Origin of the sequence: Flavobacterium turcicum, from assembly GCF_011365745.1 — a bacterium.
Taxonomy (GTDB): domain Bacteria; phylum Bacteroidota; class Bacteroidia; order Flavobacteriales; family Flavobacteriaceae; genus Flavobacterium; species Flavobacterium turcicum.
The window spans coordinates 522,078-534,726 of the sequence record NZ_JAAOBY010000002.1 but is presented as its reverse complement, the minus strand read 5'-3'; the positions used below and the strand labels follow the sequence as shown (position 1 = coordinate 534,726).

The 12,649-nt window shown below is 35.2% G+C and carries 12 protein-coding genes; all 12 read left to right on the top strand.

From position 1 onward, the window contains the following. Positions 1–55: 55 nt before the first annotated feature. The 12 genes from G9Q29_RS06210 (at position 56) to G9Q29_RS06155 (ending at position 12,622) form a co-directional block, all read left to right on the top strand. A complete protein-coding gene (locus G9Q29_RS06210) occupies positions 56–451 on the top strand; it encodes a glyoxalase (protein ID WP_166134395.1) in 396 nt (131 codons plus the stop codon). 342 nt (positions 452–793) lie between these two features. Further along, the gene (locus G9Q29_RS06205) at positions 794–1,507 is read left to right on the top strand and encodes an alpha/beta fold hydrolase (RefSeq protein ID WP_166134393.1); all 714 of its coding nucleotides are present in this window, start codon (positions 794–796) and stop codon (positions 1,505–1,507) included. 18 nt (positions 1,508–1,525) lie between these two features. Continuing rightward, on the top strand, positions 1,526–2,467 hold the full coding sequence (locus tag G9Q29_RS06200; protein WP_166134391.1) for an ATP-grasp domain-containing protein: 942 nt from the start codon (positions 1,526–1,528) through the stop codon (positions 2,465–2,467). Positions 2,468–2,535: 68 nt separating this feature from the next. Next, positions 2,536–3,645 (top strand): carboxylate-amine ligase, encoded by a 1,110-nt coding sequence (locus G9Q29_RS06195; RefSeq protein ID WP_166134389.1) that lies wholly within the window; start codon positions 2,536–2,538, stop codon positions 3,643–3,645. A 22-nt stretch (positions 3,646–3,667) separates the two neighbouring features. Continuing rightward, the gene (locus G9Q29_RS06190; RefSeq protein WP_166134387.1) at positions 3,668–4,498 is read left to right on the top strand and encodes a type 1 glutamine amidotransferase; all 831 of its coding nucleotides are present in this window, start codon (positions 3,668–3,670) and stop codon (positions 4,496–4,498) included. 12 nt (positions 4,499–4,510) lie between these two features. Then, on the top strand, positions 4,511–5,701 hold the full coding sequence (locus tag G9Q29_RS06185; protein WP_166134385.1) for a hypothetical protein: 1,191 nt from the start codon (positions 4,511–4,513) through the stop codon (positions 5,699–5,701). A gap of 420 nt (positions 5,702–6,121) precedes the next feature. Next, positions 6,122–6,685 (top strand): gluconate 2-dehydrogenase subunit 3 family protein, encoded by a 564-nt coding sequence (locus G9Q29_RS06180; protein WP_166134383.1) that lies wholly within the window; start codon positions 6,122–6,124, stop codon positions 6,683–6,685. 48 nt (positions 6,686–6,733) lie between these two features. Beyond that, positions 6,734–8,437, top strand: coding sequence for a GMC oxidoreductase (locus tag G9Q29_RS06175; protein WP_166134381.1), 1,704 nt, complete (start codon positions 6,734–6,736; stop codon positions 8,435–8,437). A 4-nt stretch (positions 8,438–8,441) separates the two neighbouring features. Further along, positions 8,442–9,608 carry a Gfo/Idh/MocA family protein gene (locus tag G9Q29_RS06170; RefSeq protein ID WP_225872897.1) on the top strand — a complete coding sequence of 389 codons (1,167 nt, stop codon included), beginning with the start codon at positions 8,442–8,444 and terminating at the stop codon, positions 9,606–9,608. Between the two features lie 33 nt (positions 9,609–9,641). Next, a complete protein-coding gene (locus tag G9Q29_RS06165; protein ID WP_166134379.1) occupies positions 9,642–10,694 on the top strand; it encodes a sugar phosphate isomerase/epimerase family protein in 1,053 nt (350 codons plus the stop codon). 18 nt (positions 10,695–10,712) lie between these two features. Continuing rightward, positions 10,713–11,087, top strand: a complete 375-nt coding sequence (locus G9Q29_RS06160) for a c-type cytochrome (protein WP_166134377.1) — start codon at positions 10,713–10,715, stop codon at positions 11,085–11,087. Between the two features lie 77 nt (positions 11,088–11,164). Beyond that, positions 11,165–12,622 carry a Gfo/Idh/MocA family protein gene (locus tag G9Q29_RS06155; protein ID WP_166134375.1) on the top strand — a complete coding sequence of 486 codons (1,458 nt, stop codon included), beginning with the start codon at positions 11,165–11,167 and terminating at the stop codon, positions 12,620–12,622. Positions 12,623–12,649 lie beyond the last annotated feature (27 nt).

The following is a 12,649-nucleotide window of genomic DNA, read 5'->3' as shown; positions in this document are numbered from 1 at the left end:
AATTTAAGCTTGCGTAACCTTACTTTTCACGCTATTGTTTACCTTTAATAAAAAAATGACAACAAGAGATTCTTTTTTAAATGACTTTAGAGGTCAAACTATTGGTTCTATCAATGAAGCTACAACTCCTGATGAGCATTTTCAAAACCAAGTATTACGACCTATTTTAAAGCTACAAAACGACTTGTTTTTGAGTATTTTTAATTCGTATGCTCAAAACAGTAAAGTTGATTTTTACAACCTTACATTAGAAAAAAAAATGGCACTCATGGAGAATGCTGTGCAAAAAGATACTGCCTTTAGAAATAAATGTCAAGGAATTATTATTGGTCTTTTTACCGCACAAGAATATGATTTATACAGTGTTAATGCATCTCATTTAAATAAACGAATGATGAGTATGTTGTTAGAGCGTCTAAAAAGTCAATTACAGTTTTTTGCCACTAAATAAAACTTGCCTACAAACAAAAAACGTCCTCAGAATAAATAGATTATCTCTAACATCGTTCACAATGTTTTGTGGCAATTTATTATTGATAGCATTATAAAAATCAAAATCTCATTAAAATCCTTACTTATTTTTAATTGTAATATCAATTTCTTTTGATTATCTGCGAATGTAAATTTGTTAATTTTTTAACGAAAATGCATTTTTGGTACCTCATATAATCCTATTTTAAATATTTGATTGAAATAATACTCGTATGCTCGAAATCCTTGAATTGTATTGTAACTTTCTAATTTGAAGATAATTCAGTCATTTTTTTCATTATACTTGTTTAAAGTAAATTTTATGATGGAAGACTATTTCAAATGGCATTCACCGCATCTCAATCAAGAAATTGAAATGCTAGTTTTTGGGCATGCTGGTTACCCTGTTTTACTGTTTCCTACCTCTATGGGAAGTTTTCACGAAAACAAGGACATGGGCTTGATTGAATCGGCAAAATGGTATTTAGATCAAGGGTTAATTCAGATTTTTTGTCCTGATAGTGTAGATAAAAACAGTTTTTATAACAAAAATATACACCCTATTCATCGTATCGAAAACCACGTTCAATACGATAAGATGATTTGTCACGAAATAGTTGAAAAAATTCTCCATCATAGTCCAATAAGAAAAATTGCAATTGCAGGTTGCAGTTTTGGAGGCTATCATGCAGCAAATTTTGCATTTCGTCATCCGGGATATGTCAGCCATTTATTTTCAATGAGTGGTGCTTTTAGTATTAAAAATTTCATGGACGGTTTTCACAATGATGCTGTTTTTTACAACAGCCCAGAAGATTATTTATACGGACTTGACGATCATGAATTGTGGAATATTGATATCGTTTTAGGAACTTCAAATTGGGATATTTGCTTTGATGCCAATTTAAAAATGAGTAAAGTATTGAGTAATCGAAATATTCACCATTGGTTAGATATCAGGCAAGAACAAAATCATGATTGGCCCTTATGGAAAGAAATGTTTCCGCATTATTTATCACGAATTAAGTTTTTTTAACAAAATAAAGGAATCAAGATGAAAAAAATTGGAATTTTATTTGGCATGGAAGACTCTTTTCCGCAAGCCTTTATTGATCGAGTTAATTCAAAAAATGAAAAAGGCATAATTGCCGAAGCGGTAACAATTGATAAAGTAGTACAAAACAAAGATGGAGAGTATGCTGTCATCATTGATCGCATTAGTCAAGATGTTCCTTTTTATAGAGCTTACTTAAAAAATGCTGCTTTAACAGGTACAAATGTGATTAACAATCCTTTTTGGTGGAGTGCTGATGATAAATTTTTCAATAATTCCTTGGCAGATACTTTGGGAGTTCCTTTACCTAAAACGGTTATTTTACCTTCTGCCGACCATCCTACAGATACTACCGAAAAATCTTTTCGCAACTTGAAATATCCTATGGATTGGGATGGAATATTTGAGTACGTCGGATTTCCTGCCTACATGAAACCCTACGCAGGCGGTGGATGGAAAAACGTGTATCGTCTTGAAAACAAAGAAGAATTTTGGCAAAAACATCAAGAAACAGGTCAATTAGTAATGCTTTTGCAGGAAGAAATCGTTTTTACTGAATATTTTAGAGTGTATTGTTTAGGTCGAAAGGCGGTTCGCATTATGCAATATGAGCCACGAAACCCTCATCATTTAAGATATGTACTCGATGGACCACCTGCAAATAAAAAATTACTGGCGACTATAAAGGATTACACATTACGCCTATGCAAAGGCTTAGGTTACGATTTTAATACCGTTGAATTTGCTGTAAGAGAAGGCATTCCTTACGCAATAGATTTTGGAAATCCCGCTCCCGATGCTGAAATCACATCTGTAGGAGAAGCTAATTTTGAATGGGTTGTTGAAGAAGCTGCTAAAATGGCAATTGCTGCAGCAAAAAAACAAAAATCTGGTAAAGTAAACCTAACTTGGGGTGATTTTATCAAAGATGCAGTAAGGTAGTTTTCATTCAAAGTAATCAGTAATTAAGCTGAAAGCTGCGACTGCGACTAAACACTAAAAAAATAATTATGCTAAAGAAATTACCTGTATTTACGCTTGGTGTAGAAGAAGAATACCAAATCATAGATCCTGATTCTAGAGATTTACGTTCCCATTTATCTAAAATTGTAGATGGCGCAAAAATTATCCTGAACGAACAAGTTAAGGCTGAAATGCATCAATCTGTGGTTGAAGTAGGTACTAATATTTGTAAAAATATTACCGATGCCAAAAATGAGATTCGATTTTTACGTACTAAGATAGTCGAATTGGCTGATAAGCAAAATTTAATCGTTGGCGGAGCAGGTACGCATCCCTTTTCAAAGTGGCAAGACCAGCCTATTACAGACGATCCTCGGTACCATGATATTGTAAATGAACTTCAGGATGCCGCTCGTTCAAATTTAATTTTTGGAATGCATTGTCACGTTGGTATCGAAAATCGTGAAATAGGATTACAATTAATGAACCAAGCCACCTATTTCTTACCGCATATTTTTGCTCTTTCTACAAACTCTCCTTTTTGGGAAGGCAGACAAACGGGTTATAAATCATTTAGAACTAAGGTTTTCGATAAGTTCCCAAGAACAGGTTTGCCTGAATACTTTGATTCGGTAAGTTCTTATGACAATTATTTAGACACTTTGGTAAAAACCAATTGCATCGATAATCCTAAAAAGATATGGTGGGATTTGCGTTTACATCCATTTTATAATACTATCGAATTTAGAATTTGTGACATGTCACTTACCGTTGATGAAACTATTTGTATTGTAGCTATAATTCAAGCTATTGTGGCCAAATTATACAAATTAAACATGAATAATACTAGCTTTAATATCTACAGGTTAGCATTAATCAAGGAAAACAAATTTAGAGCAGCTCGCTACGGAATAGAAAACAATATGATCGATTTTGGGTTACAAAAAGAGGTAGCAACCAAAATGCTTATTCTTGAATTGCTTGATTTTATTGATGACGTTGTAGACGAACTAGGAAGCAGAAACGAAATTAACTTTGTTCATGAAATTTTAAAAAATGGCACGGGGGCAGACAAGCAATTGGCTGTTTTTAATGAAACAGGACAACTAACAAGCGTAGTTGATTTCATTACATCCGAATTTACCAAAGGCTTATAATTTAAATATTTAATCTACGGATATGCTACCAAAACCATTACAAATTGCACTTTTAGACATGTATAACGGTGAATCGAATCAGGGCATGCGTTGTATAATTGATGTGATCAATAGGTTTCATCCGGTTGTACGTTACGATATTTTTGATGTTCGCCAAAAATGTGAATTACCAGATATTAAAAAATACGATATTTATATTTCGACAGGCGGGCCAGGAAACCCTCTTGAAGGAGATGGTATTTGGGATAGAAAATATTATGAATTTATTGATGCTTTATCGGCATGGAATATAGAAAATGATATAAAAAAACACATGCTTTTTATTTGTCATTCATTTCAAATGGCTTGCCAGCACTTTGGTTTAGCAAAAGTTACCAAACGAAACGACACCTCATTTGGAGTAATGTCAATTCATAAAACAAAAGAAGGTCTTGTAGATCCTCTATTTGAGGGACTTCCAGATCCTTTTTATGCAATTGATTCACGTGATTATCAAGTAGTACAGCCTAAATTAAGTGTTTTTAGTAAAAAAGGAGCTCGTATCATTTCTCTCGAAAAAATCAGAGATCATGTCCAGTATGAAAGAGCAATTATGGCTGTTCGGTTTACCGATTATTTTGTTGGCACACAGTTTCATCCAGAAGCAGATCCAATAAGTTTTGTAACCTTCCTGAGAAATAAAGAAACCAAAGAAAGAATTAAAGTTATGAAAGGGGAACGTAAATTTCGTTCAATGTTAGAGGATTTATTAGATGATGATAAAATTTATAGAACGAACGAAACTCTGATTCCGAACTTTCTTCGAATCGCAATTAATGATTTGATTAAGACAAAAAAAATGATTTCGAATTAAAACCATTCTCTCATGATTGAAAAATATAGGGAATTATTCAACTCGCAATTTTCTGAGCAGAAATACCAAAATTTAAAAAACGATATTGCCTCTGATTTTGACTATTTACCAACCTTCAGAATAGCCGAAACTCCTTTTTTTATTCCCAACACCCTGAAAGATCAATTGATCGAAGGCTGTCGCGAAGTTATTTCCTTTATTAGTCAAAGTGATTTTAAAGCGCAAACTCAAAAAGCAGTGCCTCCTCATTGTAATGTTCCCAACGAGGACAATCACACCACATTTCTAGCTATTGATTTTGGCATTTGCATAGAAAATGAAAAGATCATACCAAAATTGATCGAAGTGCAAGGATTTCCATCTTTGTTTAATTATCAAATGAATCTTTATGAGAAATTTAAAAATCATTATCCTTTTCTGGATGAATTAACACCTTTTATTAATGGGATTTCAAAGCATGAATACATAAGCATTCTACAAAAAATAATTTGTGGTAATCATTTACCAGAAGATGTAATATTACTAGAAATTGAACCGGAAAAACAAAACACAAAAATTGATTTTTATTACTGTGAACGCGATTTAGGAGTAGCTGTCGTTTGTGTCACAGCAGTGATAAAAAAAGGAAATAAATTGTATTACACCAACAAACTTGGCGAACAAAAACAAATAAAACGAATATACAATCGTGTTATCTTTGATGAATTAGAAGAAAGATCTGACTTGGACTTGAATTTTAGTTTTACTGATTCCCTTGATATAGAGTGGGCAGGACATCCCAATTGGTTTTTCCGAATCAGCAAATTCATTCTGCCCCTGTTAAAAGGAAAATATTGTATTGAAACGACATTATTAAGCGAACTCGATGAGATCCCAGAAGATTTAGAAAATTATGTTTTGAAACCTTTATTTTCATTTGCAGGCGCAGGAGTTATTTTTCATGTAACACGCCAGGATATTGAAAATGTTGTAGAAAAAGACCTTTATATTCTGCAAAAAAAAGTTACTTACGCACCAATTATTCAATCACCAAATGGGAAAGTAAAGGTCGAAGTCAGGATTCTTTGTACTTGGGATCAAAATGATAGCGCACCTACTCTACTTTGTAATTTAGTTCGCCTGAGTCGAGGCGAAATGATCGGTGTTAAATTCAATAAAGATGCTGATTGGGTTGGTGGGGCAATTGGATTATTTGAAAAATAATTCCTTGTTGAGTTAAAAAAATAGTTAAACCAAGTTGTCGAAAATCACTACAAATATTTATTAAGTAGATTTTAAAGAACACTTAATATTTTTCTTTAATAAGTCATTTTAACGCAATGATAAAACGGTTTAGTAACTTTTAAGGGTTTAAACTGTAATATAAAACTTATTTAAAAGACCTAAATAAACTAAAAAAAATGTTTTTTCGAATTTTAAACACCCTGAGATAATAATTTTTTACTGAAAAATAGACAGTAGTAAACCCTTTTGATGAATTTTTTAAATTGTTTTACTTAAAAAAATGTAAAATATGGAATAATTTATTTTTTTAACATAAAAAAAATCAAGCTGGTTTTTTTTTCTTTATTATTGTATAGTTCTAATAATTTTGTAACAATCATTAATTTTAATAATCAGCAAATGAATAGAAGAGAAGCACTTAAAAGCGTTGCGTTTTTGATGGGAAGCGCAATCTCAGCAACAACTATGGGCGTTTTGTTTGAAAGTTTTAGTTCGCCAATTGACGAAAACAAAAAACTAAACTTTACGGCAACAGATGAAACTATTTTAGCTGAATTTGCCGAAATCATTATTCCAACTACAGCTTCATCACCAGGTGCTAAAGCAGCAGGTTTGGGTACTTTCATTCCAATGATTATTCAAGATTGTTATCCAGTTGAAATGCAGGAAATTTTTGCAAGCGGATTGAAAGCAATGCAATACAAATCTGTAAAAGATTTTAACAAAGAATTTTTAGCTACTTCACCAGCGGAACGTCAAAAACTGATGGAAGACTTAAGAGCAGAGGCTATTGCAACTAACAGAGCTCCTTCCTTTTTTCTTCTTGCCAGAGATTTAACCATTCTTGGGTATTATTCATCAGAAATTGGTTGTACACAAGCCAGAGAATATTTGCCTGTTCCAGGACGATACGACGGTAGTGCAGAGTACAAACCAGGACAAAAAGCTTGGGCAACCAATTAAATGCTAAAAAACAAAAAACTAGAATTTTAAACCAAAAAAAAACTAAACGTGAACATTAATACCAATTTAAAAGCAGAAAACACCTATGATGCTATTGTAGTAGGTTCAGGAATAAGTGGTGGTTGGGCAGCAAAAGAACTAACCGAAAAAGGAATGCGTGTGCTAATGCTTGAACGCGGAATGAATATAGAGCACATTAAAGATTACGAGTCGGCAATGAAAGCTCCTTGGGAATTTGAACGAGCAGGCAAACTAACACAAGAACAGAAACGTACACATCCGGTACAAACTCGAGATTATCCTTATAATGAAGCTACTGAAAAATGGTGGGTAAATGACTTGGATTGTCCTTATACCGAGGACAAAAGATTTGACTGGTACAGAGGTTTTCACATGGGTGGTAAATCATTAATGTGGGGCCGACAAAGTTATCGTTTTAGCGATCACAATTTTGAGGATAACAAAAAAGACGGTTATGGTAATGACTGGCCAATACGTTATAAAGATTTAGAAAAATGGTATGATTATGTTGAAAAATTTGCTGGAATTAGCGGTCAAGCAGAGAACTGGCCTTTGCTACCAGATGGTAAATTTTTGCCTCCGATGGACTTAAACTGTGTAGAAAAATCAGTTAAAGAAAGATTGGAAAAACACTACAATCAAACACGTATATTGACTATCGGACGAACAGCTAACTTAACCGTTCCTCACAAAGGTCGTGGAAGCTGTCAGTATCGCAACTTATGTAGCAGAGGATGTCCGTTTGGAGCTTATTTTAGCACCCAATCCTCTACGCTTCCAGCAGCTACTGCTACTAAAAGATTAACTGTGAGACCCTACTCTATTGTAAATCATATTATTTACGATAAGGATACAAAGAAAGCAAAAGGTGTTATGGTAATTGACGCCGAAACTAATGAAACCATGGAGTTTTATGCGAAAATTGTTTTCGTAAATGGATCAACTTTAGGATCAACTTTCATTTTATTAAATTCAACATCGGAGGCACATCCAAACGGTTTAGGAAATTCTAGTGGCCATTTAGGACATAATTTAATGGATCACCATTTCCGTTGCGGGGCTGAAGGAACTGCTGAAGGTTTTGAAGACAAATACACTTACGGAAGAAGAGCTAACGGAATTTATATCCCAAGATATCAAAACTATGGAAGTGACAAGCGCGATTATTTACGTGGTTTCGGCTATCAAGGTGGCGCAAGTAGAGGTTCTTGGCATAAAGAAGTGGCCGAGTTAGCCTTTGGTCAAAATTTTAAAGAAACCATGTCATTACCTGCAGATTCTTGGAGTATGGGGTTAGGTGGTTTTGGAGAAATGCTTCCTTACTACGAAAATAGAGTTTATATTGATCATACTCGTAAAGACAAATGGGGTCAACCCGTTCTTGCCATTGATTGTGAGCACAAAGAAAATGAGGCTAAAATGCGAGAAGATATGATGAATGATGCTGCTGAAATGTTAGAAGCTTCAGGAATTAAAAACGTCAAAACTTACGATAATGATTGTTATCCAGGAATGGCAATTCACGAAATGGGAACCGCACGTATGGGTAACGATCCGAAAGAATCAGTTTTAAACAAATGGAATCAAATGCACGAAGTGAGTAATGTTTTTGTTACTGATGGTTCCTGTATGCCATCCATTGCATGTCAAAATCCATCACTAACATTTATGGCTCTTACAGCACGTGCTTGTGATTATGCAGTTAAAGAATTAAAAAAAGGTAATATCTAAAGCAATGGCATTACGAAAATTAAGAATGGGAATGATTGGCGGTGGACAGGATGCTTTTATTGGAGCAATTCATCGCTTAGCAGCAAATATGGATGGCTTAATTGAATTGAGCTGTGGTGCGCTAAGTATCAATCCCGAAACTGCTATTGCATCTGGCAGAGCACTTTTTTTACCTGAGTCTAGAACTTATACTAGTTATGAAGAAATGATTAAGTCTGAAGCTGCTTTGCCTTCAGAAGAAAGAATAGATTTTGTAACAATTGTTACTCCTAATTTTGCTCATTTTGCTCCGGCTATGATGGCTTTAGAACATGGTTTTAATGTAGTGATCGAAAAGCCAATTACGTTTTCTCTTGAGGAGGCCAAGTTACTACAAGATAAGGTAAATGAAACGGGTTTAACACTGTGTTTAACCCACACCTACTCAGGATATCCTATGGTAAAACAGGCAAAAGCCATGGTTAAAGATGGGAAGCTAGGAAAAATTAGAAAAGTTTGGGTAGAATATCCTCAAGGCTGGTTGAGTAGGCTTTCCGAAAGAGAGGGTAATGCGCAGGCAGCTTGGAGAACTGATCCTAAAAAATCAGGTAAAAGTTCTGTAATGGGCGATATTGGTACTCATGCAGCACATCTAGCTGAGTACATAACTGGCAGTCCAATTACCGCGGTTTGTGCTGAATTAAATACGCTAGTTGATGGCCGTATTATGGATGATGATGGCGCTGTTCTACTTAAATTCGAAAATGGAGCTAAAGGAGTATTAATGGCATCGCAGGTTGCTGCAGGTGAAGAAAATGCTTTGAAAATTAGAGTTTATGGAGAAAATGGTGGTCTAGAATGGTTGCAGCACGATCCGAATACCTTATTAGTTAAATGGTTGACTGAACCAACTCAAATTTTACGAGCTGGTTCTAATTACAGTCATTTATCATCTTTTGCTACTCACAATTGTCGCACGCCTGGTGGACATCCAGAAGGATATTTAGAAGCATTTGCTAATATTTATAGAAATTTTGCGCTCACATTGCAATGTAAATTACAAGGAACGGAACCAAGTCGAGAAATGCTCGACTTTCCAACGGTTGTTGATGGAGTTCGCGGCATGGCATTTATTGATAATGTTGTGGCTTCATCCGAATCAGATTTAAAATGGACACCTTTTGTTGTCTAAATAACTACAAGTATTAAACATGTAACGAATTATATGACTACAATTCAAGGACCAGCAGTCTTTTTAGCACAATTTATTGGTGATACAGCACCTTTCAATTCCTTAGATGGTATATGTAAATGGGCTGCTGATTTAGGATTTAAAGGTATTCAAATGCCTACTTTAGATTCTCGATTTATAGACCTTCAAAAAGCTGCCGAAAGTACCGTATACGCCGACGAACTAAAAGGAAAAATAGCCTCCTATGGTTTAGAAATCACCGAATTATCTACTCATTTACAAGGGCAGTTAGTGGCAGTACACCCAGCCTATGATGATTTTTTTGATGCATTTGCACCAAAAAATGTCCATGGAAATCTAAAAGCGCGTCAAGAATGGGCTGTACAGCAAATGATGTATGCTGCAAAAGCATCTCAAAACTTAGGTTTGACTGCACATGCTACCTTTAGCGGTTCTTTGTTATGGCAATATTTTCATCCTTGGCCGCAACGACCGGCAGGATTGGTTGAAGAGGGATTCGCAGAACTAGCCAAGCGCTGGACTCCTATTTTAAATGAATTTGATAAAAATGGGGTTGATGTTTGTTACGAAATACACCCTGGTGAAGATTTGTTTGATGGCGAAACCTACGAAATGTTTTTAAAGGCAGTAAATAATCATGAAAGGGCTTGTCTATTATACGACCCCTCTCATTTTGTATTGCAGCAATTAGATTACATTCAATATATCGATTTTTATCACGAACGTATTAAGGCATTTCATGTGAAAGATGCTGAATTCAATCCAACCGGAAAACAAGGCACATTTGGCGGATACCAAAATTGGGCCAATAGAGCAGGAAGATATCGTTCTCCAGGTGATGGTCAAATAGACTTTAAAACTATTTTTAGCAAGCTAGCACAATATGATTTTAAAGGATGGGCTGTTATGGAATGGGAATGCTGTATAAAAAATCAAGAAGACGGTGCTCGTGAAGGTGCAGAATTTATCAAAAATCATATCATTAAAGTGACCGATAAAGCATTTGATGATTTTGCAGCAGTAGCTACTGATCAAGCATTCAATAGAAAAAACTTAGGACTATAAAACTATAAATAAACTAAAATGAAACTAAAATTTGTACTGTTTGGAGCAGCTTTATTAGCCTTGACTTCATTTTCAAACCCTACTTTATCATCTAAATACATTACGATTACCAAAAAAGCTTCTGTTATCTATCAGGCAACTGATGGTGAAAAACTAATTGCTAAATCTGATTGTGTTGGTTGCCATAAAATTGATAAAAAACTAATCGGTCCCTCCTATTTAGATATTGCAAAGAAATATCCGTTGAATGATAAAAACGTAGCTTATTTAAGTGGAAAAATCATCAAGGGTGGTTCTGGCGTGTGGGGTGCTGTACCAATGTCAGCCCATGGATCAATTAAAAAGGAAGATGCCAAATCAATGGCCAAATACATCTTATCTCTAAAAAAATAAGACAGACCCTCTACTAAGCGGAAGGTTCGAAATAACTAGTGTTTGATTCCTTTTTATTATCTAATTGAAAAATAACTATGAAACCAAAAGAAGAAAATAATCAAATAACAAATAATCGTCGGGATTTTATTAAAACAACCGCTGCTGCAGCTGCTGCATTTATGATTATACCTCGACACGTGTTGGGACGAGGATTTATTGCTCCTAGCGACCGTCTTTCTGTAGCTGGAATTGGAGTTGGTGGTAAAGGTCGTTCTGATATTGCGATGTTTGCTAAAAGTGGAAAAGCAGATATCTCCTTTTTATGCGATGTAGATACTCGTAGAGCCGCTGATAGCGTTAAAGCGTTTCCAAAAGCCAAATTTTATAAGGATTGGCGCGAAATGTTAGATAAGGAACATAAAAATATTGATGCCGTTTCTGTATCTACTCCAGACCATAACCATGCTATTCAAGCACTTGCTGCAATGCAATTGGGTAAGCACGTTTATGTACAAAAACCGATTGCTCACGATATTTTTGAAGCAAGAATTTTAACAGAGGCAGCTAAAAAATACAAAGTAGTGACACAAATGGGGAATCAAGGTGCCTCAAATGATGGAACTAGAATAATGAAAGAATGGTACGAAGCAGGCCTTATCGGCGACGTACACACGATACATGCTTGGACAGATCGTCCTGTTTGGCCACAAGGAATTCCTTGGTCAACAAATAAAGCAGCAGTTCCAACAGAATTAGATTGGGATTTGTGGTTGGGTACTGCTCCCTTCAAAGAATATGTAAATAAATTGGTACCTTTTAACTGGCGTGGTTGGTGGGATTATGGTACAGGAGCTCTGGGTGACATGGGATGTCATTTATTAGAAGCCCCATTTAGCGTATTAGGATTGCAATATGCAAAAGATGTTCAATGTAGCGTTGGCTCTGTTTATGTTGATGAATTCCAAAGAGGTTACTTTCCAGAAAGTTGTCCTCCATCAAGTCACGTTACCCTTACCTTCCCTAAAACAAACAAAACAAAAGGTGATGTTCAAGTACATTGGATGGATGGGGGAATTCAGCCAGAACGTCCAAATGAATTAGCTCCAAATGAAATCTTTGGCGATGGAGGTAACGGAACTTTGTTTACTGGAACCAAAGGAAAAATGATGTGCGATACTTATGGATTGAATCCGAGATTGTTGCCTTTAAGCAAAAACGAAAACTTGAAAGTGGCTAAAAAATATGCTAGAGTTGATGGCGGCGCAGAAGGTCATTACAAACAATGGGTTGAAGCGGCTATTGCAGGCTATGGAAAAACAGAATTAAGTTCTCCATTTGAAGTAGCGGGACCATTAACAGAAGCGTTGCTTATGGCTAATTTAGCTGTAAGAGGATACGATGTAATTCGTGAGGAACTTGGTGAAGAAGTATATCCTGGCCGTTCTGCTAAACTGCTTTGGGATAACTCTGCGATGAAAATCACCAATTTTGACGAAGTAAATCAGTTTGTAAAACGTGATTACCGCGAGGGTTGGAAAGCGCTTACTTTATAATTTTTAGAATAATTAAAATACAATAAA

Excerpts from the sequence above, each read along its gene's own strand:
- G9Q29_RS06210 (WP_166134395.1), top strand. The coding sequence starts at position 56 with ATGACAACAAGAGATTCTTTTTTAAATGACTTTAGAGGTCAAACTATT.
- G9Q29_RS06205 (WP_166134393.1), top strand. The coding sequence starts at position 794 with ATGATGGAAGACTATTTCAAATGGCATTCACCGCATCTCAATCAAGAA.
- G9Q29_RS06200 (WP_166134391.1), top strand. The coding sequence starts at position 1,526 with ATGAAAAAAATTGGAATTTTATTTGGCATGGAAGACTCTTTTCCGCAA.
- G9Q29_RS06195 (WP_166134389.1), top strand. The coding sequence starts at position 2,536 with ATGCTAAAGAAATTACCTGTATTTACGCTTGGTGTAGAAGAAGAATAC.
- G9Q29_RS06190 (WP_166134387.1), top strand. The coding sequence starts at position 3,668 with ATGCTACCAAAACCATTACAAATTGCACTTTTAGACATGTATAACGGT.
- G9Q29_RS06185 (WP_166134385.1), top strand. The coding sequence starts at position 4,511 with ATGATTGAAAAATATAGGGAATTATTCAACTCGCAATTTTCTGAGCAG.
- G9Q29_RS06180 (WP_166134383.1), top strand. The coding sequence starts at position 6,122 with ATGAATAGAAGAGAAGCACTTAAAAGCGTTGCGTTTTTGATGGGAAGC.
- G9Q29_RS06170 (WP_225872897.1), top strand. The coding sequence starts at position 8,442 with ATGGCATTACGAAAATTAAGAATGGGAATGATTGGCGGTGGACAGGAT.
- G9Q29_RS06165 (WP_166134379.1), top strand. The coding sequence starts at position 9,642 with ATGACTACAATTCAAGGACCAGCAGTCTTTTTAGCACAATTTATTGGT.
- G9Q29_RS06160 (WP_166134377.1), top strand. The coding sequence starts at position 10,713 with ATGAAACTAAAATTTGTACTGTTTGGAGCAGCTTTATTAGCCTTGACT.
- G9Q29_RS06155 (WP_166134375.1), top strand. The coding sequence starts at position 11,165 with ATGAAACCAAAAGAAGAAAATAATCAAATAACAAATAATCGTCGGGAT.